Source organism: Planococcus sp. BI3, from assembly GCF_056680115.1.
Genome location: NZ_CM155266.1, coordinates 3458651 through 3484790 on the forward strand (window position 1 = coordinate 3458651; position 26140 = coordinate 3484790).

Consider the following 26140-nt stretch of genomic DNA (forward strand, 5'->3'; position numbering starts at 1 on the left):
GTATTTTTCCCTTAAAAAATTGAACTGAATCCTAACGTTTCCCAAACTGGTAAAGAGGGAAAAGCTATAGAGGCCGCTTTAGAGCGATTGTTTATCAGGAATTGCTTTAGGGACTCTTAGAAAAATACGAAGAGTACATAAGCTTCAATATATATACATAGAATAATCACCAGGAGGGACGCGTCGTATGCACAGGCATGAACTTAAGAGAGATAAAAAGGTAATCATGGAGTGGCTGCGCCGTCTGGGTGTAGAGTTCCACACATCGTTTTTGGTTGTCAATTCGGAAATGGAAGATCAGCCTGTCGTTTACGCCAATGAAGCCTTCTACAAAATGATTGGCTACAGCGAAAAGGAAACCTTGGGACGGAATGGACGTTTCTTGCATGGTGAAAAAACGGCCGAAGAAGCAAGTGAAGAAATCCGTATCTGCGTGGATGCCGAAGAAAGCCGCATAATTGAAATCGTCAATTATCGAAAAAACGGCACGCCTTTCTGGAATGAAATCACTGTGCAACCGCTGGTATTTCCAGAGAAGAATTTCAACTTCACCTTGATGCTTCAACACGATATCACCGACCGTAAACGGGCCGAAGCCTTGATAAAACTCCAAAAAGAGACTTACAGGGGAATCGAAAATGGCTATATGCTCAGCATGCTGCTGCAGAACATCTGCCATACTGCCGAATCGTTCTTCATTGACGGTGCAAAGTGTACGGTATTGTTGATTGATGATTTAGAACGTTATCAAATTGGTGCAGCGAATTCGATGCCAAAAGGTTTTCAGGATGCTATTGATGGCGTCAGGGTAGAGCCGGATATCGGAACCTGCGGTGCGGCATACCATAGGCAGCAACCGGTGATTGTCGAAGACATGAGAACGGATCACTTATGGCGGAATCACCAGCATTTGGTGGAAGAATACGAGCTGGTATCAAGCTGGTCAATTCCCATTTTCAATGTGGAAGGTACGCCGGTCGGCACATTCGGCATTTACTTTCCCAAGTCATTGCCTCCACATGAAAAAGATTTGGAATTCATGGAAGAAATCACGTCGATTGCTTCACTGGCGATTAAATATTCCCGGCAGCAGGAAGAGATCCTGCGCCTTGCTTATACGGATGGGAATACGGATCTGCCCAACCGCAATTATTTCAGAAATGAAATTGCTGAAATGATGATAGAAGGAAAAGAAGGATTTATCGCCTTCCTTTCCACTGATGAATATATCAAAGTAGTTGACCAGTACGGCCATCGCGCAGGCGACACGATTATGCGCGAAATCGGCAAACGCTTAACGCAGGCGCAAAGTTCCTCTGATACTTTGATTGCAAGGTTTTCAGACTCCACATTAGCCATGTACAGCAGGACGCCTTTCACCAGAATTCCAGAATACCTGGATCAGCTCCTGCTGGGGTTGGTTGAACCCATTACTGTCGGAGACATGGAGTTGTTCCTGACTTTGAAAATGGGTGTCGCCATCGCAACGCCCCACCAAAAAGATACGGAAGAATTGATCCGTTGTGCAGACAGTGCGCTGTCGCAGGCTAAGCTCCGTACAGGCGAAGCCATCTGTTATTTTGAAAGTGAATATGATGAGTTCATGATGAAGGATCTGCGTGTGGCCAATGAATTGACGGCGGCCCTCCGGCGCAATGAAGTCGGCGCCCATCTGCAGCCGAAAGTTGATTTGGCAACCGGTGAGATCTTAAGCTTTGAAGCGCTGGCCCGGTGGACTTCACCGGATCTTGGCACGATCCCTCCGGATGTCTTTATTCCGGCCGCTGAAAAAAACGGCAAGATTCGATTGTTGGAGCAAAATATTCTGAGGGATGTGCTGGGTTGGCTCAAAAAAAGAGTCGAGCAGGACTTGAAACTTCGGCAAGTGGCCATCAATATATCTGCAGACCATTTTTTCCATCATTCTTTTGTTCCGTATTTGATGGACATAACTGCTGAGTTTGGCATCGATCCGCAATGGATTCAATTGGAAATTACAGAACGTATCGGCTTTGTCGATATCGATACGGCCAATAAAGTATTCAAGCACCTAAAACATTGCGGCTTTACAACATCAATTGATGATTTCGGGACCGGTTACTCATCGCTCAGCTATCTGCAGAAGCTGCCGGTTGAGGAACTGAAAATCGACCGTTCGTTTATTTCGAATATGAGCGAACCGGGCACATTGGCCATCATCCGGACCATCATCCAGCTTGCGGAAAATCTGAACATGCGTGCAGTTGCCGAAGGCATAGAAACGGAAAAGGATCGCCAGACATTGCTGACCCTTGGCTGTAAAGTAGGGCAGGGGTATCTATTCTACAAACCTATGCCACTCAACGAAGCGTTCTTATTATAGAGTGTGCAATTCAGGCTGAAGAACTGCATTTTGGCCTGGTTGTTGGAAGACGGCCGTGTTGTGCAATGGCAACTGCTGGAAGCTATAATTCCAAATTACTCAGCTCCAACTGGAACGTATAGAAAATGATTTAACACACTTCAAGAAAAAACCGGGGAATTATTTCCCGGTTTTTTCTTTGGAAAATAAACCATAGGTGAAAATAACTGAATAATGGTAAAGCGGGATCTGGCAACTTGAGCCAATGATTTTCTGTTATACTATTTAAGATAATGTTTGAAAAGGAGAGATAGGCCGTGGGAAAAGTATACGTTTTTGATCATCCACTGATTCAGCATAAACTTACGTACATCCGTGATAAGTCTACAGGCACGAAAGAGTTCCGGGAATTGGTAGATGAAATCGCCACGTTGATGGCATTCGAAATCACACGCGACTTGCCATTGGAAGAAATTGAAGTAGAGACGCCGGTTCAGCTGGCGAAATCGAAAGTCCTTGCAGGGAAAAAATTGGGCGTTGTGCCGATTTTGCGTGCAGGCATCGGCATGGTCGATGGAATCCTGAAATTGATTCCAGCTGCTAAAGTCGGACACATCGGTTTATACCGCGACCCGGTTACATTACAGCCGGTTGAGTACTATTTGAAATTACCTTCCGATGTTGCAGAGCGCGACTTTATCGTTGTTGATCCAATGCTTGCTACAGGCGGATCAGCCATCGAAGCTGTCAACTCCATGAAAAAACGTGGAGCCACGAAAATTCGTTTCATGTGCATCATCGCAGCTCCTGAAGGCGTAGAAGCACTTCAACAAGCGCATCCCGATGTGGATATCTACATTGCGTCACTTGATGAGAAATTGAATGAAAAAGGATATATCGTTCCAGGTCTTGGAGATGCTGGAGACCGTTTATTCGGAACAAAATAAGAGAGCGAGGTCTATCAGCTTGACGAAAAAATGGAAAGTAATGACGATATTTGGTACGCGGCCTGAAGCCATCAAAATGGCGCCGCTGGTTCTGGAACTTCAAAAACATCCCGACACCATCGAACCATTGGTGACGGTGACGGCGCAGCATAGGGAAATGTTGGACCAGGTGCTGGAGACATTCAAAATCACGCCTGACTTCGATCTGAACATCATGAAGGACCGTCAGACTTTGACCGACGTCACGATGCGTGCAATGCAGGGGCTTGATGAAGTCATGAAAGAAGCAAAACCGGACATCGTATTGGTGCATGGTGATACAACAACAACTTTCGCTGCCAGCCTTGCCGCTTTCTACAACCAGATCGCCATTGGACATGTTGAAGCGGGCTTGCGTACGCACAATAAATATTCGCCGTATCCTGAAGAAATGAACCGTCAGCTGACGGGCGTCATGGCGGATATTCATTTTTCACCAACTGAAAAATCCGCTCAGAACCTGCTGGATGAAAACAAGAAGGCAGAAACCATCTACATCACAGGCAACACGGCCATCGATGCGCTTCAAACGACCGTGCGCGAAACTTACACGCATCCGATTTTGGACAAGATCGGCACGGACCGCATGATTCTTTTGACGGCACATCGCCGTGAAAACCTGGGCCAGCCGATGCGCAATATGTTCCGTGCCATCAAACGCCTGATTAGCGAGCATGATGATATTCAAGTGGTTTATCCGGTACATATGAATCCAGCCGTTCGTGAAGTGGCGGATGAAGTATTGGGCCGTGATTCACGTATCCATTTGATTGAACCGCTCGAAGTTCTGGACTTCCATAACTTTGCGGCTCGTTCATTCTTTATTCTGACCGATTCGGGCGGAATTCAAGAAGAAGCGCCTTCACTTGGCAAGCCGGTATTGGTTTTGCGGGATACGACTGAGCGCCCTGAAGGGATCTCGGCGGGCACGTTGAAGCTTGCCGGAACAAATGAAGAGACGATTTACGGGATGGCCAAAGAATTGCTGACAGACGAAAAAGCTTATAAAGCAATGTCTCAGGCATCCAATCCTTACGGAGACGGCAAAGCGTCGGCTAGAATTGTTGAAGCGCTGCATGCTTATTTTGCAAAGCTGCAATAAAAAAAACGGCCATTATCACATTTTTCGGTAAAGTTTGTCGACAATATGTCAGAGGAGAATCGCTTGTGAAGTTTTTCACTTCTAGCAATTGACATGATTTTACCCCTATTGTATGCTAACAAAGGGTATGCATGAGAAGGTTTTCTTACATAGATTACGTGGTCTTAGAAGCCTGATGCGACTGCTCTTTTATAGGGTTTAATGTCAAATCAACGAAGTTCGAGGGGGTTGTCATGCGCCCAACAAAAAGTCCCTTGCAAGCGATGGCACTTTACAGCGCCATCCTCTCACAACTTGTCGGGTCCGTCCTCATCGGTGTGTTCACAGGCATGTGGCTCGATGAAAGGATCGGAACCGCACCGTTTTTCATGATCATCTGCCTATTCATAGGCATCACTGCCGGTGTGTGGGCAATGCTTCAGACCGTCCGCAAATTCGAATCAGGAGACAAGTAAAAATGGATGGACTAAGGGAGATATATACTAGACTGAAAAAGATGATCCTTTTCATCTTAGCGTTCTGCGTTATTGGTTGGGGGTTTACCCCTTATCAAGAAGTGTTCGCGGGTCTCATAATCGGAACTTTGTTCGGCATTTACAACATGTGGATCCTGGTTCGACGGATGGAGAAATTCGACCGTGCGGTGGCTGAAGGCTCGAAAGTTCGTTCTATTGGAACGGCATTACGGTTTGCATCAGGTGTTGCAGCTGTGGCGATTGCCATTTTATTCGCAGAGCACATTCACTTGGTCAGTACGGTAATTGGGTTGATGATCCCTTATGCTCTGTTATTGACAGAGCGGATTGTTTATCACGTGAAATACCATTAAGAATGTGGAAAGAGAGGTGAAACTATCGTGGAACATGGCGCTCCTATGCTCGAGGTGTTCGGGATCTGGTTCAACCTATCGAACGTTATGATGCTACTTGTAGCCGCTCTTATCGTCTTCCTAATTGCTTTTATCTCTACACGGAAACTGCAGCTTAAACCGACGGGCATGCAGAACTTCATGGAATGGATCATGGATTTCGTGAAAGGGATAATCAACAGCAATATGGATTGGAAAGATGGTGGCCGATTCCATGTTCTTGGAATCACTCTGATTATGTTCATTTTTGTTTCGAATATGTTGGGGCTTCCATTTGCAATAGTTGTCAACGGAGACCTTTGGTGGAAATCACCAACAGCGGATCCAACGGTAGCGATGACATTGGCCGCAATGGTGCTCATCTTGAGCCATTATTATGGCATCAAGCTGAAAGGGGTTAAAGGATATGCCGGAGGCTATATCAAGCCGATGAAATTCTTATTCCCTTTGAAAGTCATTGAAGAATTCGCAAATACGCTGACACTCGGTCTGCGTCTTTACGGTAACATCTATGCGGGGGAAATCTTGTTGACTTTGTTGGCAGGCCTCGCATCAGCAAGTATATTTGGATTTGCAGCCGGCATCCTTCCAATGATGCTATGGCAAGGGTTCTCGATCTTTATCGGGACAATCCAAGCGTTTATTTTCGTTATGTTGACAATGGTTTATTTATCGCATAAAGTTGCCGACGACCATTGAGTATAAACTGCTCATAGAGCAAAAAAAAAACAACTATCCTGAGGAGGACACATTACAATGACAGGTTCATTAGGTTTATTAGCAGCAGCAATCGCAGTAGGTTTAGCAGCACTAGGCGCGGGTATCGGTAACGGTCTTATCGTTTCAAAAACAGTTGAAGGCATCGCTCGCCAGCCAGAAGCACGTGGCGTTCTACAAACAACAATGTTCATCGGTGTTGCATTGGTTGAAGCATTGCCGATCATCGCTGTAGTTATCGCGTTCATCGTTATGAACCAATAGTATTTTTATACAAAAAGTTAAATGGTGGGGATGCTTCGATATGGTTTTCGCCATTTAAACTTGTATGAACCCATTTTTTTGAAAATTCATCTTACGACTATAAAAGATCTTACTATAGAAAGAATTGCATTTTAGGCTCTTGAAGGGAGTGAAACAATCGTGTTTTTTGATCACCTCGTACTCGGTGCAACCGGGGAGTTTTTAAATATTGGAGACATTCTCGCTACACTTGTTATCTTCATTTTGCTAATGATGCTTTTGAAGAAATTCGCATGGGGTCCTTTGATGGGCATAATGCAGCAGCGTGAAGATTTGATTAAGAGTGAAATCGAAACTGCTGAAAACAGCCGTCTGGAATCACAGAAAATGCTTGACGAGCAGCGCAGCCTTCTTAAAGATGCGCGCACGCAAGCACAAGAAATCATTGAAAATGCTAAAAAGCAAGGCGACGTTTCGCGTGAGGAAATCATCACGACAGCGCGTGCTGAGTCTGGTCGCATGAAAGATGCTGCGGTTCAAGAAATTGCCAACGAAAGAGATAAAGCTATTTCAGCTGTTCGTGAAGAAGTTGTGGCATTGTCATTGCTTGCTGCTACGAAAGTGCTTGAAAAAGAAATCTCTGAGGAAGACAACCGCCAGTTGATTAACGAAACGATTGCGAAGGCAGGCGAAGTTCAGTGAGTCAAGTTGCAGAACGCTACGCTTTAGCATTGTTCCAAGTCGCTCAAAAGCATGAATCGTCATTGGATGTAGAACAGGATCTGCGTGAAGTGAAAAAGGTCTTCGAAATGACTCCGGAACTTTACAATTTGATCGTTTCTCCAAAACTTTCAGCTGATAAAAGAACAAACTTGATCAATGAAGTATTCAATGGAGCGAATCAACTTGTTCTGAATACACTTCAATTGATGGCAGAACGCAAACGTCTGAACGAAGTCGGCTCAATGGCTGACGCGTTCGTCTCTTTATCCAACAATGCACAGGGAATTGAAGATGCAAAAGTTTACTCTACACGTCCTTTGACTGAAGAAGAACACGCATCCATCTCTTCTGTGTTTGCTAAAAAAATCGGCAAACAATCTTTACGAATTGAAAACATCATCGATCCATCGTTAATCGGCGGATTGCGTCTTCAAATCGGAAACCGCATTTACGACAGCAGCGTGAGCACGAAGTTAGCACGTCTGCAGCGTCAATTAATCGGTTAATTTATGAAATTATGAGAGGGTGACATACATGAGCATCAAAGCTGAAGAAATCAGCGGTCTGATCAAAAAACAGATTGAAAATTATCAATCAGAGATGAAAGTTGACGACGTTGGTACAGTAATCACCATTGGTGATGGTATCGCACGCGCTCATGGCCTCGACAACATCATGGCTGGAGAACTTGTAGAATTCTCAACTGGTGTCCTTGGAATGGCGCAAAACTTGGAAGCCAACAATGTTGGTATCATTATCCTTGGCCCTTACACTGACATTAAAGAAGGCGATGAAGTACGTCGGACTGGCCGTATTATGGAAGTACCGGTAGGACCTGAACTTATCGGACGCGTAGTAAATCCACTTGGAGAGCCTGTCGATGGTCTTGGACCAATCAATACGACAAAAACTCGTCCAATTGAAAGCCCTGCACAAGGGGTTATGGCCCGTAAATCGGTTCATGAACCACTTCAGACAGGCATCAAAGCGATTGACGCACTTGTGCCGATCGGCCGTGGACAGCGTGAATTGATCATCGGTGACCGCCAGACAGGTAAAACTTCTGTAGCGATCGATACGATCCTAAACCAATCTGACCAAGACATGATCTGTATCTATGTTGCAATCGGACAAAAAGAATCTACTGTCCGTAACGTAGTAGAAACTTTCCGCAAAAACGGAGCGCTTGATTACACAATCGTTGTAACCGCTTCGGCTTCACAGCCAGCTCCATTATTGTTCTTGGCTCCTTATGCAGGTATCACAATGGCTGAAGAATTCATGTTTGAAGGCAAGCACGTGTTGATCGTCTATGATGATTTGACAAAACAAGCATCTGCTTACCGCGAACTTTCACTATTGCTTCGTCGTCCACCAGGCCGTGAAGCTTATCCAGGGGATGTCTTCTACTTGCACTCACGTTTGCTTGAACGTGCTGCGAAATTGAACGAAACTCTTGGCGGAGGATCAATCACAGCATTGCCGTTCGTTGAAACGCAGGCTGGCGATATCTCTGCATATATTCCTACAAACGTTATCTCGATTACGGATGGCCAGATCTTCCTTCAATCGGATCTATTCTTCTCAGGTGTACGCCCAGCAATCAATGCGGGTCTTTCTGTATCACGTGTTGGTGGTTCAGCTCAGATCAAAGCAATGAAAAAAGTTGCGGGTACATTGCGTCTTGATTTGGCTTCTTTCCGTGAACTTGAATCATTCTCTCAGTTCGGCTCAGATCTTGATGCTGCAACTGCTGCGAAAATTGAGCGCGGGAAACGTACTGTTGAAGTCTTGAAACAGGACTTGAACAATCCGATCAAAGTTGAAAAACAAGTTGTTATTTTCTATGCGTTGACTCGTGGATTCCTTGACGACATCGCTATCAACGACATTTCTCGCTTTGAAGCTGAATTGACAAGCTGGTTGGATTCGAACCACACAGAAATTTTGGACACTATTCGTACAACTCAAGGTTTACCTGCTGATGACGCATTTGGTGCAGCGATCAATGAATTCAAACGCACATTCGCAAAATCAGAGTAAAGAGAAACTAGATTCAGTGGGGGGCTTTTACCTCACTGAATGCTAGTCCATCTACTCTTACTTTTACGGCAAGTCCATCTCCTGCATGTCAATGTGGGAGACATACTGCCCGTTAAAGTGGGGTAACACTAGAGTCGAATATGAAGAAAAAATAATAGGGTGGTGAAATACCAGTGGCATCTTTACGCGATATAAAAACACGAATTACGTCAACCAAGAAAACGAGTCAGATCACAAAAGCCATGCAAATGGTTTCTGCATCTAAACTAAGCCGTGCGGAAGTAAACGCGAAAGCGTTCGTTCCCTACATGGAAAAAATCCAGGATGTAGTAGCATCTATCGCAGCTGGGTCTTCGGACACAAGCAACCCGATGATGATTGCGCGGCCTGTGAAGAAAACCGCTTATTTAGTGATTACATCGGATCGTGGCCTTGTAGGCGGATACAACAGTAATATTCTTCGTACTGTCACGAGCAGAATCCGTGAACGGCATACATCCAATGACGACTTTGTTATCCTGAGTGTCGGCCGGAAAGGAAAGGAATTCTTTACAAAACAAGGAATGACCATTCTTGAAAGTGCAATCGCACTTCCGGACCATCCGACGTTTTCGGATATTAAAGAAATAACGCGCAAAGCTGTTGGTATGTTCTCAGATGGTACGTATGACGAAGTTTATATGTATTACAATCACTTTGTTTCAGCTATTCAACAAGAAGTCACAGAGAAAAAAGTCTTGCCGCTGACGGATATTCAACCGACAGGATCGACTGCATCTTATGAGTTCGATCCTTCAGCAGAAGCGATTTTGGAAGTTCTTCTTCCACAATATGCTGAAAGCTTGATCTTTGGGGCCCTTCTTGATGGCAAAGCGAGTGAACATGCTGCATCTATGACAGCAATGAAGAGCGCGACCGACAATGCGTCTGATTTAATCGGCGGATTGACACTTCAATACAACCGTGCCCGCCAAGCGGCAATCACTCAGGAAATCTCTGAGATTGTTGGCGGAGCAGCTGCGTTAGAATAAAAAAATGGAAGTGTCCATGCAGATGGGCACTGAAGTTTGCTAATCTATAAATTGCGAACATCCCTGATGGGGAGTTTTAATAAAAGTAAGACAGGAGGGAACAGCATGAACACAGGACACGTTCTTCAAGTTATGGGACCGGTTGTAGATGTCAAGTTCGCTAACGGCCAACTGCCAGCTATCTACAATGCCCTAACTGTAAATATTGATCGTCCCGGACAAGCTCAAGTCGTTTTGACGCTTGAAGTGGCTCTTCACCTTGGTGATGATTCAGTCCGTACAATTGCGATGGAATCCACTGATGGATTGCAGCGTGGGTCGGTTGTAACCGATTTGGGCAGCGCTATTACTGTTCCAGTTGGAGAAGCAACATTGGGCCGCGTATTCAACGTACTTGGTGAAATTATCGATTTAGGGGAAGAGATTCCTGCTACAGAGCGCCGTGATCCGATTCACCGCTTAGCGCCTACATTCGAACATCTTTCCACAGAAGTTGAAATTCTTGAAACAGGCATCAAAGTTGTTGACTTGCTTGCCCCTTACATCAAAGGCGGTAAAATCGGTCTCTTCGGTGGTGCCGGCGTAGGTAAAACAGTTCTAATCCAGGAATTGATCAACAACATTGCTCAAGAGCACGGCGGTCTTTCAGTATTCGCCGGTGTTGGTGAGCGTACACGTGAAGGAAATGACTTATTCCACGAGATGAGCGAATCCGGCGTTATCAAGAAAACTGCAATGGTCTTCGGCCAAATGAACGAGCCGCCGGGCGCACGTATGCGTGTCGCTTTGTCCGCTTTGACAATGGCTGAATATTTCCGTGACGAACAAGGCGCGGATGTACTCCTATTCATCGATAATATCTATCGTTACACGCAAGCAGGTTCTGAGGTATCGGCGCTTCTTGGCCGTATGCCATCTGCCGTTGGTTACCAGCCGACACTTGCGACTGAAATGGGCCAATTGCAGGAACGTATTACGACAACAAGCACTGGTTCTGTAACTTCAATCCAAGCGATTTATGTACCAGCCGATGACTATACGGATCCGGCACCGGCTACAACTTTCGCCCATTTGGACGCGACAACTAACCTTGAGCGTAAACTTTCTGAGATGGGTATCTACCCAGCGGTAGATCCTCTGGCTTCCACTTCACGTGCATTGTCACCTGAAATTGTTGGTCAAGAGCATTACAACATCTCACGTGAAGTTCAAGAAACGCTTCAGCGCTACAAGGAATTACAGGATATCATTGCAATCCTTGGTATGGATGAGTTAAGTGATGAAGACAAGCTGACGGTTAACCGTGCACGCCGTGTCCAAAACTTCCTTTCTCAGAACTTCCACGTTGCTGAACAGTTCACAGGCCAAAAAGGTTCTTATGTTCCTGTTCAGGAAACAATCAAAGGATTCAGAGCAATTCTTGATGGAAAATATGACCACTTGCCAGAAGATGCTTTCCGTTTGGTCGGACGCATTGAAGATGTTATTGCAAAAGCAAAAGGCATGGGCGTAGAAGTCTAAAACCAGGGACCAGGAGGGAAAAAAATGAAGACCATTACAGTCAATATTGTCACTCCCGACGGCCCGGTATACGATTCAGAAGTATCTATGGTTATTGCAGTTACAGCAACAGGCGAAATGGGCGTTCTGCCCGGCCACATTCCGACAGTCGCTCCTCTTGGAATCGGTGCAATCCGATTGAAAAAAGAGAACTCGACAGAATTGGTTGCTGTAAATGGTGGATTTCTTGAAATCCGCCCTGAAAAAGTGACCATTCTTGCACAATCGGCTGAACGCGCAACAGACATCGATCTGGCGCGTGCTCAGGAATCCGCTAAACGTGCAGAAGCACTCTTGCAGGCAAATAAAGATGAAATCGACTTTAAACGTGCAGAATTGGCGTTAAAGCGTGCGATGAATCGTATCAACGTTTATGAGGGTAACATTTAAAGAAAAGCGTAAGCGCCCATGTAGATTCGACGGGCATAAGACGCGCTGGCGAAGTGGCGTTTTTTCAGCCGCACAGCCAGAGTGGCTTATGACCCTAGAATCTGGGCGCTGAAGCTAGACAATAAGAAAAGCGTAAACGGCCGTTCAGCTCTGACAGGCATAAGGCAGAATGGCGAAGCGGCATCTTTTCAGCCGCACAGCCAGGCTGCCTTATGACCCGAAGAGTTGGCCGTTGAAGCTAGACAATAAGAAAAGCGTAAACGGCCGTTCAGCTCCGACAGGCATAAGGCAGAATGGCGAAGCGGCGTTTTTGCCGCATAGTTGGGTTGACTTATGACCCGAAGAGTTGGCCGTTGAAGCTGGACAATAAGAAAAGCAGAAGCGCCCGTGTAGATTCGACAGGCATAAGACGCCCTGGCGAAGTGGCATGTTTTCAGCCGCACAGCCAGGGTGGCTTATGACCCTAGAATCTGGGTGTTGAAGCTGGACAATAAGAAAAGCGGACAAAGGGCAATTGACTTCTGTCCGTTTTTTCTATTTACGAAAGGATTGATAAGATGGAAACCATGATTGGGCAAACAGCTTTGATTTCAATCTTCAGCCATATTTTCTTTTCTGGAGTCGCTTTTTACGCGATGCGCGCAGTAATGTTCGAAAAATGGATCCACAAACATCATGTGCTGCAGGCACAAATTCTTTATATTTTTCTTAGCATTTCAATTGGGACCATGGTATCTACTTTTTTCCTAAATATTTCATCTTGGTCACGGCAATTGCCTTACCTGTTTTAAATTGCCGTTTTGCCATAGCCATGAGCTCCAGTGCCATGGCTATGGCAAAACGGCAAAATGTATATTTCCCGGGAAATAAATGCTTGGATCAGGTTTAAGGCGGAGTTAGAGGGGAAAAGGTCTAATAGATTCTTTTTAGAACGTGACTTTCTTCCCTGACGGACATAAAGCTGAGGCATATATCGAATGATGTAGCGTCACTGAATACTTATAAGTCCAAATGAAACACAAAATGAGAGTATAGTTGCTTGTTTTTTACCAAAAAAGAAGGTAGTATAAGTAAGGTTTTGTTTCTAAATAATGACATTGGACTTTAAACGTATATGGGATACATATAGATGACTATTAAACACATGGAGGGCATATCAGTGGATCAAATTATTGTAAAAGGCGGCCAAAGATTAACAGGTAAAGTACGTGTGGAGGGTGCAAAAAATGCAGTTCTTCCGGTATTAGCCGGAGCGTTATTGGCTTCAAAAGGAAAAAGCATCATCAAAGAAGTACCGAATTTGGCGGATGTTTACACTATTCAGGAAGTCTTAAGAAGCTTGAATGTTACCGTTGAGTACTCTCCTGAAAAGAATGAAATGCTGATCGATTCTTCAGCAACCTTATCAAGCGAAGCGCAATTCGAATATGTGCGTAAAATGCGTGCTTCTATCCTGGTCATGGGACCAGTTCTAGCGCGTAATGGGTTTGCTCGTGTTGCTTTGCCAGGTGGCTGCGCAATAGGTTCACGTCCAATTGATCAACACCTGAAAGGGTTTGAAGCAATGGGCGCGAGCATCACTTTCGGAAATGGTTTTGTTGAGGCAAAGACAACTGGCCGTTTACGCGGGGCAAAAATCTATTTGGATTTCCCGAGTGTTGGCGCAACTGAAAATATTATGATGGCTGCCGCTTTGGCAGAGGGTACGACACTTATCGAAAATGCTGCAAAAGAACCCGAAATTGTTGATGTAGCAAATTACATCAACGAAATGGGTGGCCGCATTATTGGTGCCGGTACGGATACAATGCGTATTGAAGGCGTTGAGGAACTGCATGGCGCTGAGCATTACATCATTCCGGATCGGGTTGAAGCCGGAACATTCATGGTTGCTGCTGCAATCACGGAAGGGGACGTAATCATCGAGAATGCTGTTCCTGAGCATATGGCTGCCTTGATATCCAAAATGGGAGAAATGGGCGTAGACATTCAGGAGACAGCAGAAGGACTGCGTGTCCGTGCTAGCCGTCCACTTCGATCTATCGATATTAAAACAATGCCTCATCCAGGATTCCCGACGGATATGCAATCTCAGATGATGTCACTGATGTTGACTGCTACGGGCAGCGGCATCCTGACAGAAACCGTTTTTGAAAACCGCTTTATGCATGTGGAAGAATTCCGCCGCATGAATGCTTCAGTCAAAATTGAAGGCCGTTCTGTAATCATGGAAGGTCCTTCAGATCTTCAGGGAGCGGAAGTGGCAGCTACCGATTTGAGAGCCGCAGCGGCATTGATCCTAGCTGGGCTGGCTGCAGACGGAATCACACGGGTTAATGAACTTTATCATTTGGATCGCGGATATGTTGATTTTCATTTGAAACTGGCAGCTTTAGGCGCTGATATCGAGCGTGTAAGCGTTGAGCAGACTGAAACGAAAGTTGAGCAATTGGTCTAATTTTTTCATAATGGGCTTGCAGTGCTGGATACCAGTGCTGCAAGCTCTTTTTTATGAATCCAGATAGATCGAGGAATTTTTGTCAATGCGTTCCTCACTATGATAAAATATTGAGTTAAGAGAAACTTATTTAATTACATATTCATGATGGGGAACTTCAATCAACGAAGTTATTATCCCGGGATTGCTGAAATGGGATAAATGGGTCAGAAGGAGTGCGGGCTTGATGTTTTCAAAAGATATTGGAATCGATCTTGGAACGGCGAATGTATTGATCTACGTTAAAGGCAAAGGCATCATTTTAAACGAGCCTTCTGTAGTGGCGATGGACCGAAAAACCAATGAAGTTCTCGCGGTTGGAAAAGAAGCATATAAAATGATGGGCAGAACGCCTAAACATATCGTGGCGGTCCGTCCATTAAAGGATGGCGTAATCCATGATTTCGATGTTACGGAAGCGATGCTGAAGCATTTTATTCACATCCTGAAATTGAAAGGTTTCATGTCCAAGCCGCGCATCCTCATTTGCTGTCCCACGAATGTTACAAGCATTGAACAGAATGCAATCCGTGAAGTGGCGGAAAAAGCAGGCGGCAAGAAAGTTTATGTCGAAGTGGAACCGAAAGTGGCAGCGATTGGAGCAGGTCTGAATATCTATCAGCCGAATGCCAGTATGGTCATCGATATTGGAGGCGGAACGACCGATGTCGCCGTTTTGACTATGGGGGATATTGTCACCAGTGAAACAATTAAAATAGCCGGTGACCGTTTTGACCAGCAGATAATGAAATATGTCAAACAACACCATAAGCTGCTGATTGGCGAAAAGACCGCTGAAAGGATCAAGAAGGAAATCGGTACAGCGGTGAAACGCTTGGAAGAGAAAGAAATGGAAATCAGAGGCCGTGATATTATGACTGGCTATCCGAAAACATTGATTGTCAATTCGGTGGAAATTGAGCTGGCTTTAAGGGAATCGGTCCAGTCCATTGTTGAAGCTGCCCGGATGGTGTTGGAGAAAACACCGCCCGAACTGGCTTCAGATATTATTGAAAGCGGAGCAATTATGACTGGTGGAGGCGCATTACTGGATGGCCTCGATCGGCTGTTGGCAGAGAAATTGGAAATTCCGGTTTCCATAGCAGAAAATCCGATGGAATGTGTGGCACTGGGCACGGGCTTGATGCTGGAAGCAAAAGAAAATGTCTTTCGCCAAAGAAAACAGAGTCAATTAACAGGTGGAAAAAACAGCGTATTTTAGTATAATGAATGGAGTTTGTATAATGGGGAAACTTCAACGAGCAGAAGAACGTCTCCACTGAGGAAAAAAACGAACGGACTTTGCCCGGAATCCGGGAATTCAGTAGATGGAAAGGTTGACGGAGTGAATGGCTGAGCTGAAAAAAAACTTTTCTCTTCGGAAAAAAGCTAACCAAGATAAAGCAGAAACCGAAGAAACGAAAAAGACATGGTGGGTTCAAATACGCCTGTTTCCGATTTGGCTCCGTATCATCATCGTGCTGGCGTTGGTCGCCTTAGCGGCTGTTCTGGGGGCCATGGTAGGCTTTGGTGTGATTGGTGATGGGAAACCGGGCGATGCCCTGAAATGGGAAACCTGGCAGCATATATTGGATATTATGAGTGGGAAATAAGGGACAGAGTCTTACTGGCCTTTGAAGCAAAATAAGAGGAGCTGAATCGATTGTTGACAACAGAACAAATTCAGGCGATTTTACCGCATCGCTACCCATTTTTGATGGTGGACCGAATATTAGAAATTGAACCTGGCAAGAAAGCGGTCGGCTTAAAGAATGTATCTGCAAATGAAGACTTTTTCAATGGACATTTTCCAGGATATCCGGTAATGCCGGGAGTCTTGATCGTTGAAGCGCTGGCGCAGGTCGGTGCAGCAGCTGTTCTTCAGATGGATGCCAATAAAGGCCGTCTGGCGTTCTTTACAGGCATCGATAATTGCCGCTTTAAACGCCAGGTCGTACCAGGCGATCAATTGCGCCTGGAAGTCCAATTGACGAAACTTCGCGGTTCAATGGGCAAGGGCCATGCAATTGCTACAGTAGACGGGGAACTTGCCTGCGAATGTGATATTCTCTTTGCATTAGGGCCAGTTCCTGAAAAGTAATTCAAAGCATTTAACTGCTTAAACAGCAGGCTGGAAAAAAGTCTGTACTCCCGATTAATAAAAAAGCAGTCCCCAAGGTCAGAAAAATGACCTTGGGGACTGCTTTTTATTGTTGCAATTGTGGCTTATGATTTTGTCTCATCTTTTCGCAGGCCTGGACGGGTGCGCATATCCGTTTCAAAGCGATTGAGCAGTTCCTGTCCTTCAAGTCCATCTTCCAGCAGTTCCGAAAGCAGGGTTTCCGCGTACTTTCGGCGAGCCCGTTTCAAAGTGCCTTTCATCAATACAGAGGTATGGTCGCCGATGACCTTCACCTTGCGAATAGTAACTTCAAAAGGGGCTGGTTCGTTTCCAGGATAGGAAATGACCACCTGCACATCAATCGTAGCCTCGGATTGCATCAGTATTTCAAAAGTCTCCAGATGCGGTAAGTCGATCAGCATTTCAAGGATCCAAGAGCGTTCACTGTTCTCCTGGTTGATGATGATGCCATCATGTACCGGATAATCGTTCACTTGATCGTCTGTTTCAATACCCAATGACAGCATTTTAAATGTTTTCATGCAGCAATGCCTCCAATACTAGCTTTGTTTCAGTATAGCATACAGACGATTTGGCAAGCGAACGGAAAAGACTACTGTAAAAAAACTGGAATTCTGCAAAAAACGAGTTTTGATTTGGTAGATCAGTTTCCTGAAACTCAATCAATTCAACCAAATGTCTGGAGAATTATTTTGGGGACTGCTTCAAAAATGAGATATGGAAGCGGAAAACCCACAAAAAATTATTTTTTCCGTTTTGCAAAGAATTCAATCTTCTTAGTATGCTCTAAGTAAGCCAAAGGAGGTGAGTAAATGAATCAAGTCGGAATTGTAGGACGGTTGACCAAAGATCCAGCCATGCGGGTCATGAATGAAGGACGGATACATACCTCCTTCATCGTAGCGGTCTCCCGCAACTATAAAAATCAGAAAGGGGAGACAGAAACGGATTATGTCCTTTGTTCCACCTGGGGCAAGCCTGCCCACAACGTCTCGAAATACTGCGTCAAAGGGTCACTTGTCGCTGTCACGGGCCGTTTGCAGTCACGCTCGTACGATAAAGAAGACGGGACGAGAATCTATGTGACGGAAGTGCTCGGCGACCAGATCCGCTTCCTCGACAGAAGAAAACCACATGAAGAAACCGCCCCTCAGCAGGAAGTGCCGCAGTCTGATGCAGACTTCGATTTCCAACCGCCGGAGACGGAGCAGGTAAACGCATAAGCAAGTTTAAAAAAGGAGGCACTTAGCGATGCCGAAAGATGTACAGTTGCAACTGGAAGTGCATATGGAGCAATTGATCAAACTAACCGCTTTGCTCCATCAACGATTGGCAGAGGCGGAGCGGGAACTAAGTGAACTGAAATCGATCTTCCGTTCCGTTCAAAAAGGGTGAGTATTCACGTCTAAAAGGGGAATCCGGCCAGGTGGGGACCTGGCCGGATTTATTTAAAGCGATTTAAAGTGAATACGTGAACAATTCCTTCAGGTCATTATCCGACAGATCGGTCATCCACTGGCTGGATTGGATGAATTCTTCAGACATCGATTGCTTTTGCACCAGTAGGGCATCGATTTTCTCTTCGATCGTCCCGATGGTCACAAATTTGTGGACATGGACGAATTGCGTCTGCCCAATGCGATAAGCACGGTCAGTCGCCTGGTTTTCAACAGCCGGATTCCACCATCTGTCCGCATGAAGAACGTGAGTTGCTGCGGTCAGATTGAGCCCGGTGCCCCCCGCTTTCAAGGATAGGATGAAAATCGGAAATTTACCGGCTTGGAAAGAAGCAACCAGGGAATCACGCTGCTGCTTTGGCATGCTACCCGTCAAGAATGGCACTTCATGGCCATACAACTCATTGATGGCCTGTTGCAGCAGATGCCCCATTCCGATGTATTGCGTAAAGATCAAACATTGTTCCCCGCGTTCCGCAATTTCCCCGGCCAAGGTCACAATGCGCTCCAGTTTTTGAGAACGGGGCAGGATTTCAGCGGCGTTCGTATACGGCTCTTTTAAGTATAGAGACGGATGGTTACATAGCTGCTTCAATTTGCTCAGCATTTTCAATACCAGCCCTTTTTTCTCAAAGCCTGTGAGCGTCTCCATTTTCTGCACCGTATCCTGTACCAGCCCTTCGTAAAGAGCGGCCTGTTCCGGCGTCAGTGGACAATACTCCAATTGTTCCAGTTTTTCGGGCAGGTTCAATTGCAGGTCCGGATCTTTCTTGGTCCGGCGCAGCAGGAATGGCTGGATCCGCTGGCGCAATTTTTCCTTATGTTCTTCAGAATTGTCACGTTCAATCGGAATCATGAAGTTTTCCTGGAATTGCTTGATGCGGTACAGGTAACCTTTATTGATGAAGTCGAAGATCGACCATAACTCAGACAAGCGGTTTTCAATCGGTGTTCCTGTCAGGGCGATGTGATGGTCCCCTTTAAACTTCCGGATAGTCCGCGATTGTTTTGTGTACATATTCTTGATGTTCTGTGCTTCATCGAGCGTAATGCTCGACCAGTGCAGGCTCTGCATTTCCTCGCCATCAGAAGAGGCGATGCCGTAAGTCGACAACACGACATCTGGTTTTTCTTCCGCTAAAAAGGCATTGAATTCCTCGCCTTTCGGACGGATGCTGCCGTAATGGGTGACCACCTTCAAATCAGGCGCAAAACGCTCTAGTTCCTTTTGCCAGTTGCCGAGCACGGAAGTTGGACAGACAATCAGTGATGGAGTGTCCGGCTTTTTCCCATGGACATGCAGCAAATACGTAATGAGCTGAACGGTTTTTCCAAGGCCCATATCATCCGCTAAACAAAGGCCAAAGCCCTCTTCGCGCATGAATACCAAGTAATCGAAACCGATTTTCTGATAAGGGCGCAGCTCTGTCAACAGATTATTCGGCAGAACAGTCTCCGGCAGATCGCGTTTATCCAGCAACTTATCCAATAAGGTTTTTAAGGAGCGGTTCAAATGGAATTCAACCAGCGGATCATCCTCGTCAGCTGTCTCCTCCAACATGATTTCAGGCACATTTTGGAACAGCATGTCCTTGATCGTCCAGTCTGCATCTTCCGCTTCTTCGATCATCTTCCGCAATTGCATCAACAGGTTTGAGTCGACACGCACCCATTCATTGCCGATGCGGATAAATTCCTTGTTTTCAGAAACCAGGCGTTGGAAATCCTGCATGCTCAATTCATGGCCATTCAAAGAAAACTGCCAGTCGAAATTGACGATCTGGTCAAGCCCGACAACCGATGCTTTCTTGATCGGCGAGTTGACATTGGCTTTGACGCGGATTTTTGATTCCTGTACAGCTTTCAACCAGGAAGGAATCGACACTTCGATACCGAAAGCCTGGAGAATTTCTGCATCATTGCGGAGAAACTCGAGAATTTCCCCATCTGTCCATTCAGCATGGTAAAAGCGGTCTTCGTCAAACTGCTCGACAGAAGGGCATAGACTCAACAGCAGCGATTGGCGTTCTGTTATATCCTCAGCAAAGGGACGCCATTTTTCAGGCAAAGCCTTGTCGATCGGTTCATCAGCGCGGCGCTTGGAAGGGGACCAGTAAACACTGCCGCGCTTCGAACGCATGACAACTTTAAAAGACCAGAATTCATTCGTATCCGGTTCGCTCAACTGCACGGCGACGACATAGTCATCTGCATCGGGCATTCCCTGCCAGCCCGCTTTTTGGACAAAGCCTTGAATATAAGGGAGTTGGGCCACAGACAACCCTTTTTGGCGCAATTGATGCTGGATCGTGTCGCCAAGGAAGGTCCGGATTTCCTGATCTCCATACTTGTCGCTGATAATGATGTCCCCGTCTTCAACCGAAACATGGTCCCATAAATCCGGATCACTTAAGGAATCGGCAACTTTTGCGGCGAGTTTCAGCCAGCCTTCATCTTCTGCCCGCTGTCCGGCGAATGTCACGTAATGGTGAGGTTCGTTTTGGAACAGACGGACGAAATCAGCAGGTGTTAACACCAAGTCCAGGCCGTCTGTCTCTGCCGTCAAGCCGAAGAAGCTGTCTTTATCCAGAAAATACAAATACGGCTTCCAAATTTCCGGAGGAATCCGGTTGCCCGCTTCATTGGTTGCCTGGATACGGAAAAGTTCTCCGCGGGTGATGGTTAAATAATAGAGGCGGCTTCCTTCAGTTTGGAATTGATTCATATCAGATTTCCTTTCTCGATCTCTTCCTGGAGTGCACGCAGACGTTTGTTCTGTTTGCGGATTTCATTGATGTACGCAGTCCAAAACTCCATTTGACCACTTTTCTTACAGGCGGCCTTCATCTTCTTCCAGATGCGAACCGCTTGTTTATAGCTTGGACGATTGCGTTCTTCAAGGTGAGCCAGCGCATACCGGTGGAAAAGCGGCAGGACATAATCAGGTGCCGCTGCCTGCACTTCTTTGAGTCCGCATTCCTCTGCAAAATACAAAGGCGAATTATGGAGATGGTGCAGTTCTGCCCATTGCTTGTAAAATTGCTTTTCGACTAAATAAGCAGAATAGGCGGGGAGGCCATAATGGCCAAACTGCTTGAACAGATCTTCCCAGTCGGATTCGCTCAATTCGATTTGTGAAAATAAGCGGCTGAGCGTCCGCACATATTGATGGCGATACTGCGTATAAAGGCCTTCAAACAGGAAGGTCTTCACATGCGGCTTGATTGCCAGCAAAATATTCGTCAATGCCTGTGGATGGTTTTCACCTTCGGCAAGAACCGCCAGTTCGACCCAGTCATGCGTTTCATTCGGTGATATTTTTTTGACATCGAGATCTTTCTTCAAAATAACGGCGAAAAAAGCTTTCAGCCGTTCATCTGGATTTTTCAGTGCGGCAAGTTCTTCTTCCCGCAGCCTGTTAGTCGTGAACAAGTGGGTCCAAAACAGCTGATAAAGCGAAAATCGCTGTGAAAACGAGCTGTCCTTCACTTCTATGAATTCACGGATCAAGGTTTTCAGGTGTTCAAAAAAAGCATCCGTTTCAAATGTCCGGTGCTGAACACGCAGCTGGTCGAGAAGATCACGCAATTCATGGAGTTCATCATCGAACCAGGTTTTGAAAAATGAATGATGGACTTCCTGTGTGCCGGCGATAAAGGTCGCCCATACCTCCGTCAATGAAATAAAATGCGCATAGGTGCGGTACAGTACCTTCCACTCGCGTTCCAAAGGCACGTAGGACAAAGCATTTTTCAAACGCCCATCGTACATTTGTTCAAAATAGAAATAATTGCGGGTGGTGTAATCCGGGATCGCCTCACGCCATGTGCTGCGGATCAGCTTTGTCCATTGTTCAGGAGAACGCTTTTCGGACAACAGGGTCAGCTGCTTGTTTTCAGGTTCGCGCCAAGCGGCAACCCATTCAGAAAGGGAGCCTATTTTTTGGTATAGCGCAAAAATGACCGCCAACCGGTGGCGGCACATCGTCTCCTGCGGACAAGCGCAAATTGCCGTGAGCTGATCAAAGTTGAGAATGACCTTAACTGCATGTGCATCTTTGACGATTGCTTCGAGCAATAGCCGTTCTTCATTGAACGACTGAATCTGTACGCCGTCATGGCGCACTAAAAAGACTGCTTTTCGAACCATTTCTTCATCCAACGCACGCGTTGGTAGAAGTGATTTGTCGATAGCAGCCATATAATTGTGTATCGTATCTTCGAACCTTTTCGCCAGGGATTGAACCGTAGCCATATGCATCGCCCCAAAATAAAACTTTCCTTCTATTATACGTCTTTCTGACTGCTCCGTAAATGATGAAGAATACTTTGCTTTTTTATCATCTAAAAAAAAGAGGCTTTATTTTTACCGAGTCCTTGTTTTATGTAAAGTAAATGGTATTATATAAGTAATAAAGACCTAATTAAATTAGTTTGGACAGGAGAATGATCGTTGCACAATTCGTTTGTTTTGGAAATCCCCGACTTGCGTACCGTATTGAAACCAAAGGACGTCGTGGCTTGGGAAGTAGTCTATACGAAGGCTGAATTGGTATTCGGTAAGATCAGCTGGAAAATTTCGTCAGATGGTGATTGTTACAGTATCCTAAACCCGCGACTGTTCCCGGACTATCTGGAGCAGGTACAGGTCGATTTCAAAATGAACCAAATCATTTTTTATAAACGGCAAATGTCTGATGAGGAGTTCCACAGTCTGGTGACCTATATTATGGAAAAAATCTCGATTTACATTAATCCGGGCGAAATGCATTTCATGGTCAGCCCTCCGCGCCATCGCCATCAGCGGACGCGCAGCAAAAAAGAATAAAGTTGTTTGTTTGAGTCTGTACACCAACCTGAATTCAGGTTGGTGTACAGACTTTTTGTGTTGAAATAACTTTTATGCTGTTCGATAGATCTCTTTGGCTGATTTGGCCGGGGCCACGTATTAAGTCGGATTTATTCCAAATTTTGTGAAGTTTTAAATGAGAAGCAATTTTTTTGCCTCGTATTTATTAAAAATATTAATTTTATGTCAAAAATGTAACGGAAATATAGGCTGGAACGTCTATTATATACGACTCTTCTTATGCAGTTCTATGTTCGAAAAGCAGTTTTTATGGTATGATATGTGTAATCAGAATATTAAAAAAACGGGGGGTGAGTCAGATGTTACATGTGAAGCTCATGAAGCCTTTTTATACAAAGAAAGAAGGGCATTTAGTCAAATTCGTTTTTGCTTACCAATACTTCTCTATCATGAAAGACGATGAGCTGTTCCATTTCATTCCAGTGGAAGGCAAGGAGATTATCGTCAACCTCAACACGTTCCAGGTGGAAAACCTTTCGGAAGTCTTCGTCTTCCAAAAAGGCAATCGCTTTATCCGCTTACCTCTCTACCAATTGTTGCTCGTGTCCGATATTCACAGACATCTTCAAGCGATCCTGCAGGAAGAAAGAGCCGAGTTGATCGAAGTGAACGAACAGTCCAGAAAAGAAGCGGCCGATGCCATTTACTTTCTGGAACAGGAAAACTACAGCCGAATGATCGATGAAGCATTAAGTGCGGGGGACCGCGAGATGTTCGATGAATTATTGAGCCAACAGCGCGAATCACAACAATTACATGGAGGTTTGTAAAGTGAAACCAGCAGCCTATGGATAAAAAACGCCTTTCCGGATCGTCAGTGGGAGGCGTTTTTGAATGCAATAAAGAGAAACTTCAATCAGTGGGGGTTTTCTTCATCCCCCACTGAAGAAAAGCAGAACATGGGCGTTGCCGCATCCTGTCGGCCCGTTAAAGCGGGATAAAATAGCATAGCAAAAGCTCTTTTCCGTTTGAATCGGAAAAGAGCTTTTAGGTTTCTGCGCTATTCATAGGTCACCCCTTACATCAAAGTATAAAAGTTGATAAATAACATGACTGCTGTAGAGCCAGCCACTCCGATTGCAAGATCTCCCCAGCCAAGTTCAAGTACTTTGTCGAAATTCATTACAATCCGCTCCTTTTCGATTGGGTGTTGTTGGAGAAAGATCTTACAGGTAAGCTACCGTGTTGGATAACTTGTTTTTAGTATAAATAAATGATTCTTAATAAACATCGTACAAATTAACTAAAAATTCTAAAAAAATAATTTAATTGTCCTGATTTTACAGTGGAGATTGCCAGGAGCTGAATTGAACTATGGAAGAGGTATTGGTACATTGAGTCATAGAGGGTGTGGCCACGCCACAAACAGCGAGAATGGCTTGTCTGCAGAGTCGAAAAAAGATTGCCAACAAAGACGCGGTCGGATGCTGGGCTTGAGTTGAAAAGAGGCACGGCCCTCAACTGGATCCAAGCAAACTCTGGTGAATCGTTGATTGGTTAACAGAAGCGCATTACGGGTTATAATGGGAAAAGCATGAAATACAGAAAAAGAGGAGTAGATTATTTTGCGGAAATTGCCAAAACGACTGAAAAAAGGGGATACGGTCGGCATCATCGCGCCTTCCAGTCCACCCAATCAAGAAAACTTGCAAAAAGCGTTGCCGTTTCTGGAAGAGCTCGGCTTGAAAATCAAACTGGGCAAATCGGTGGATGCTGCCCACGGTTATTTGGCGGGAACGGATGATGAGCGCCTGGCCGATCTGCATGCCATGTTCGAAGATCCGGAAGTGTCGGGCATCATTTGCGCAGGCGGCGGATACGGTGCGGCACGCTACGCAGACCGCATTGATTACGCCATGATCATGGAAAATCCGAAAATATTCTGGGGCTATTCAGACATCACCTATTTACATACGGCCATCGGGGAGTACGCCAAGATGGTGACATTCCACGGTCCGATGCTGGCATCTGATGTCGGCAAACCGGAATTCCATGAACGCAGCGGCCGCATGTTCGGGCAATTATTCGAGCCATTTGAGCTGCATTACACGGAAGAGGTGGCACCACTCGAAACACTGGTCGGAGGAGTCGCGCAGGGCGAACTGGTCGGCGGCAATCTGTCGCTGATCCGCAGCGCAATCGGCACCAAGTTCGACTTGGATGTCAAAGGCAAGATTTTATTGATTGAAGATACGGATGAAGAGCCTTACGAAGTGGACGAAATCCTTAACCAATTGCGCATGGCACGGAAATTCGATGAAGCGGCAGGCATTGTTATCGGGGACTTTAAAAATGCCGCTCCGAAAAAGCACAAGCCATCGCTGACACTCGATCAGGTATTCCATGATTACTTCAGCGGCTTGAAGATTCCAGTCGTCAAAGGATTCAAAATCGGCCATTGCGAACCGAATTTTTCCGTACCGCTTGGGGCACTTGCACGGCTGGATGGCGACGCCAAAACTTTGACTATTCTTCCAGGAGTTGAATAAATTCCCCCCCAAAAAGTAGTAGGAATCAGTGAGCAAGCCGATCCACAATACGGAAACGAGTTATCCATGGGCAGCCGATTCTCAGAAAAGGAAGAGTAAGGCTAAAGAAGAATCTTCCTCTCTTTATTTTCCAAAAGCCCGCTGTCACCAGCTTTGTGAATAAATTCATTTGGCTGCAGTTCCAGCTTAGAGATGAAGTCGAAGGCGAAATGTGTTATAATAAGCAGATAGTGTTTAAAAAGAGAGGCGTGGTAATGATGGCATTCCAACCCCATGAAAAAGAAGTATCAGAATTCGTAGCAGCCCGCTACATCGGCGAATGGATTTCTTTCACTCGCAACGGCGTCGATGTGAACGGCACCATCTTTAAAATTATGGACAACTCGGTAATTGTTGAGATTTCACCTGAAGACGCAAAAGAAATCGGTGCACCATCCAACATGACCGTAATTTCACATAAGAAATACCGTATCGTTGAAGCATAAATCCATTAGAAAAGAAGGCTGTCTGCCAAGGACAGCCTTCTTTTTTTGAGCTGTTTTATAAGAAGTTTCTTGGTTAGTGGTAGTAGTTTGAGCTGGGTTCTGCAAGCCGCTTCGGCGCTTTGGAGAGTGATGGCTGTTATTGAATGTTCTATAGGTCGCTTTGGTGCTCTAGAATGGACTCCCGCAATAAGCCGGG

Annotated in this window: 27 protein-coding genes; 24 read left to right on the forward strand and 3 right to left on the reverse strand. The window is 45.5% G+C overall.

The features are described from left to right. The first annotated feature begins 187 nt into the window (after positions 1–187). The 18 genes from AC1MEO_RS17315 (at position 188) to fabZ (ending at position 16602) form a co-directional block, all read left to right on the forward strand. A complete protein-coding gene (locus tag AC1MEO_RS17315; RefSeq protein WP_480332794.1) occupies positions 188–2362 on the forward strand; it encodes a putative bifunctional diguanylate cyclase/phosphodiesterase in 2175 nt (724 codons plus the stop codon). Between the two features lie 296 nt (positions 2363–2658). Then, a complete protein-coding gene (upp, locus tag AC1MEO_RS17320) occupies positions 2659–3288 on the forward strand; it encodes a uracil phosphoribosyltransferase (RefSeq protein WP_480332796.1) in 630 nt (209 codons plus the stop codon). Between the two features lie 19 nt (positions 3289–3307). Beyond that, on the forward strand, positions 3308–4429 hold the full coding sequence (wecB, locus tag AC1MEO_RS17325; protein WP_480332798.1) for a non-hydrolyzing UDP-N-acetylglucosamine 2-epimerase: 1122 nt from the start codon (positions 3308–3310) through the stop codon (positions 4427–4429). A 233-nt stretch (positions 4430–4662) separates the two neighbouring features. After that, positions 4663–4884 (forward strand): AtpZ/AtpI family protein, encoded by a 222-nt coding sequence (locus AC1MEO_RS17330; protein WP_480332800.1) that lies wholly within the window; start codon positions 4663–4665, stop codon positions 4882–4884. Between the two features lie 2 nt (positions 4885–4886). Beyond that, on the forward strand, positions 4887–5258 hold the full coding sequence (locus tag AC1MEO_RS17335; protein ID WP_480332802.1) for an ATP synthase subunit I: 372 nt from the start codon (positions 4887–4889) through the stop codon (positions 5256–5258). 27 nt (positions 5259–5285) lie between these two features. Continuing rightward, positions 5286–5996: a F0F1 ATP synthase subunit A gene (gene atpB, locus AC1MEO_RS17340; protein ID WP_480332804.1), complete on the forward strand. Its 711-nt coding sequence runs from the start codon at positions 5286–5288 to the stop codon at positions 5994–5996. A 57-nt stretch (positions 5997–6053) separates the two neighbouring features. Continuing rightward, the gene (gene atpE / locus AC1MEO_RS17345; RefSeq protein ID WP_006829234.1) at positions 6054–6278 is read left to right on the forward strand and encodes a F0F1 ATP synthase subunit C; all 225 of its coding nucleotides are present in this window, start codon (positions 6054–6056) and stop codon (positions 6276–6278) included. A 159-nt stretch (positions 6279–6437) separates the two neighbouring features. Then, positions 6438–6959 carry a F0F1 ATP synthase subunit B gene (atpF, locus tag AC1MEO_RS17350; RefSeq protein ID WP_480332807.1) on the forward strand — a complete coding sequence of 174 codons (522 nt, stop codon included), beginning with the start codon at positions 6438–6440 and terminating at the stop codon, positions 6957–6959. Continuing rightward, positions 6956–7486 carry a F0F1 ATP synthase subunit delta gene (locus AC1MEO_RS17355; protein ID WP_480332809.1) on the forward strand — a complete coding sequence of 177 codons (531 nt, stop codon included), beginning with the start codon at positions 6956–6958 and terminating at the stop codon, positions 7484–7486. The genes atpF and AC1MEO_RS17355 overlap by 4 nt, the downstream gene beginning before the upstream one ends. A 28-nt stretch (positions 7487–7514) precedes the next feature. Further along, on the forward strand, positions 7515–9023 hold the full coding sequence (atpA, locus tag AC1MEO_RS17360) for a F0F1 ATP synthase subunit alpha (protein WP_480332811.1): 1509 nt from the start codon (positions 7515–7517) through the stop codon (positions 9021–9023). A 173-nt stretch (positions 9024–9196) separates the two neighbouring features. After that, the gene (atpG, locus tag AC1MEO_RS17365) at positions 9197–10054 is read left to right on the forward strand and encodes an ATP synthase F1 subunit gamma (protein ID WP_480332813.1); all 858 of its coding nucleotides are present in this window, start codon (positions 9197–9199) and stop codon (positions 10052–10054) included. A gap of 105 nt (positions 10055–10159) precedes the next feature. Beyond that, positions 10160–11575 (forward strand): F0F1 ATP synthase subunit beta, encoded by a 1416-nt coding sequence (gene atpD, locus AC1MEO_RS17370; RefSeq protein ID WP_480332815.1) that lies wholly within the window; start codon positions 10160–10162, stop codon positions 11573–11575. Between the two features lie 24 nt (positions 11576–11599). Then, positions 11600–12004: a F0F1 ATP synthase subunit epsilon gene (locus AC1MEO_RS17375; RefSeq protein ID WP_480332817.1), complete on the forward strand. Its 405-nt coding sequence runs from the start codon at positions 11600–11602 to the stop codon at positions 12002–12004. Between the two features lie 557 nt (positions 12005–12561). Beyond that, positions 12562–12795, forward strand: a complete 234-nt coding sequence (locus tag AC1MEO_RS17380) for a DUF1146 family protein (protein ID WP_480332819.1) — start codon at positions 12562–12564, stop codon at positions 12793–12795. Positions 12796–13163: 368 nt separating this feature from the next. Further along, positions 13164–14462: a UDP-N-acetylglucosamine 1-carboxyvinyltransferase gene (gene murA, locus AC1MEO_RS17385; protein WP_480332821.1), complete on the forward strand. Its 1299-nt coding sequence runs from the start codon at positions 13164–13166 to the stop codon at positions 14460–14462. Between the two features lie 226 nt (positions 14463–14688). Continuing rightward, positions 14689–15723, forward strand: coding sequence for a rod shape-determining protein MreB (mreB, locus tag AC1MEO_RS17390; RefSeq protein ID WP_480332823.1), 1035 nt, complete (start codon positions 14689–14691; stop codon positions 15721–15723). A gap of 127 nt (positions 15724–15850) precedes the next feature. Further along, positions 15851–16114 (forward strand): DNA-directed RNA polymerase subunit beta, encoded by a 264-nt coding sequence (locus tag AC1MEO_RS17395; protein ID WP_480332824.1) that lies wholly within the window; start codon positions 15851–15853, stop codon positions 16112–16114. Positions 16115–16164: 50 nt separating this feature from the next. Continuing rightward, complete coding sequence (fabZ, locus tag AC1MEO_RS17400) at positions 16165–16602, forward strand: 3-hydroxyacyl-ACP dehydratase FabZ (protein ID WP_480332825.1); 438 nt, start codon at positions 16165–16167, stop codon at positions 16600–16602. 125 nt (positions 16603–16727) lie between these two features. Here the strand turns inward: fabZ and AC1MEO_RS17405 are convergent, their stop codons facing one another. Then, positions 16728–17165, reverse strand: coding sequence for a YwpF family protein (locus AC1MEO_RS17405; protein ID WP_480332827.1), 438 nt, complete (start codon positions 17163–17165; stop codon positions 16728–16730). A gap of 291 nt (positions 17166–17456) precedes the next feature. Here AC1MEO_RS17405 and AC1MEO_RS17410 point away from each other — a divergent pair, with 291 nt between their 5' ends. Continuing rightward, positions 17457–17867 (forward strand): single-stranded DNA-binding protein, encoded by a 411-nt coding sequence (locus tag AC1MEO_RS17410; RefSeq protein ID WP_480332829.1) that lies wholly within the window; start codon positions 17457–17459, stop codon positions 17865–17867. Between the two features lie 28 nt (positions 17868–17895). Beyond that, entirely contained in the window at positions 17896–18039 is a 144-nt protein-coding gene (locus tag AC1MEO_RS17415) for a hypothetical protein (protein WP_169314366.1), read from the forward strand. 63 nt (positions 18040–18102) lie between these two features. Here the strand turns inward: AC1MEO_RS17415 and AC1MEO_RS17420 are convergent, their stop codons facing one another. After that, the gene (locus tag AC1MEO_RS17420; RefSeq protein WP_480332832.1) at positions 18103–20826 is read right to left on the reverse strand and encodes a DEAD/DEAH box helicase; all 2724 of its coding nucleotides are present in this window, start codon (positions 20824–20826) and stop codon (positions 18103–18105) included. Then, complete coding sequence (locus tag AC1MEO_RS17425; RefSeq protein WP_480332834.1) at positions 20823–22355, reverse strand: hypothetical protein; 1533 nt, start codon at positions 22353–22355, stop codon at positions 20823–20825. The genes AC1MEO_RS17420 and AC1MEO_RS17425 overlap by 4 nt, the downstream gene beginning before the upstream one ends. A gap of 198 nt (positions 22356–22553) precedes the next feature. Here AC1MEO_RS17425 and AC1MEO_RS17430 point away from each other — a divergent pair, with 198 nt between their 5' ends. From AC1MEO_RS17430 to AC1MEO_RS17445, 4 genes are all read left to right on the forward strand, one after another. After that, positions 22554–22928: a hypothetical protein gene (locus AC1MEO_RS17430; protein ID WP_480332836.1), complete on the forward strand. Its 375-nt coding sequence runs from the start codon at positions 22554–22556 to the stop codon at positions 22926–22928. 341 nt (positions 22929–23269) lie between these two features. Next, the gene (locus AC1MEO_RS17435; RefSeq protein WP_480332838.1) at positions 23270–23740 is read left to right on the forward strand and encodes a transcriptional regulator; all 471 of its coding nucleotides are present in this window, start codon (positions 23270–23272) and stop codon (positions 23738–23740) included. A 795-nt stretch (positions 23741–24535) separates the two neighbouring features. Next, positions 24536–25459 (forward strand): S66 peptidase family protein, encoded by a 924-nt coding sequence (locus AC1MEO_RS17440; protein WP_480332840.1) that lies wholly within the window; start codon positions 24536–24538, stop codon positions 25457–25459. 254 nt (positions 25460–25713) lie between these two features. Next, complete coding sequence (locus AC1MEO_RS17445) at positions 25714–25944, forward strand: DUF2187 family protein (RefSeq protein ID WP_223634790.1); 231 nt, start codon at positions 25714–25716, stop codon at positions 25942–25944. Positions 25945–26140: the final 196 nt, after the last annotated feature.

Coding starts and splice junctions, on each gene's coding strand:
- AC1MEO_RS17335 (WP_480332802.1), top strand. CDS start 4,887: ATGGATGGACTAAGGGAGATATATACTAGACTGAAAAAGATGATCCTT.
- AC1MEO_RS17405 (WP_480332827.1), bottom strand. CDS start 17,165: ATGAAAACATTTAAAATGCTGTCATTGGGTATTGAAACAGACGATCAA.
- atpA (WP_480332811.1), top strand. CDS start 7,515: ATGAGCATCAAAGCTGAAGAAATCAGCGGTCTGATCAAAAAACAGATT.
- AC1MEO_RS17415 (WP_169314366.1), top strand. CDS start 17,896: ATGCCGAAAGATGTACAGTTGCAACTGGAAGTGCATATGGAGCAATTG.
- atpE (WP_006829234.1), top strand. CDS start 6,054: ATGACAGGTTCATTAGGTTTATTAGCAGCAGCAATCGCAGTAGGTTTA.
- AC1MEO_RS17425 (WP_480332834.1), bottom strand. CDS start 22,355: ATGGCTACGGTTCAATCCCTGGCGAAAAGGTTCGAAGATACGATACAC.
- AC1MEO_RS17435 (WP_480332838.1), top strand. CDS start 23,270: ATGTTACATGTGAAGCTCATGAAGCCTTTTTATACAAAGAAAGAAGGG.
- AC1MEO_RS17315 (WP_480332794.1), top strand. CDS start 188: ATGCACAGGCATGAACTTAAGAGAGATAAAAAGGTAATCATGGAGTGG.
- AC1MEO_RS17330 (WP_480332800.1), top strand. CDS start 4,663: ATGCGCCCAACAAAAAGTCCCTTGCAAGCGATGGCACTTTACAGCGCC.
- atpD (WP_480332815.1), top strand. CDS start 10,160: ATGAACACAGGACACGTTCTTCAAGTTATGGGACCGGTTGTAGATGTC.
- AC1MEO_RS17380 (WP_480332819.1), top strand. CDS start 12,562: ATGGAAACCATGATTGGGCAAACAGCTTTGATTTCAATCTTCAGCCAT.
- AC1MEO_RS17375 (WP_480332817.1), top strand. CDS start 11,600: ATGAAGACCATTACAGTCAATATTGTCACTCCCGACGGCCCGGTATAC.
- mreB (WP_480332823.1), top strand. CDS start 14,689: ATGTTTTCAAAAGATATTGGAATCGATCTTGGAACGGCGAATGTATTG.
- AC1MEO_RS17410 (WP_480332829.1), top strand. CDS start 17,457: ATGAATCAAGTCGGAATTGTAGGACGGTTGACCAAAGATCCAGCCATG.
- AC1MEO_RS17395 (WP_480332824.1), top strand. CDS start 15,851: ATGGCTGAGCTGAAAAAAAACTTTTCTCTTCGGAAAAAAGCTAACCAA.
- AC1MEO_RS17420 (WP_480332832.1), bottom strand. CDS start 20,826: ATGAATCAATTCCAAACTGAAGGAAGCCGCCTCTATTATTTAACCATC.
- AC1MEO_RS17445 (WP_223634790.1), top strand. CDS start 25,714: ATGATGGCATTCCAACCCCATGAAAAAGAAGTATCAGAATTCGTAGCA.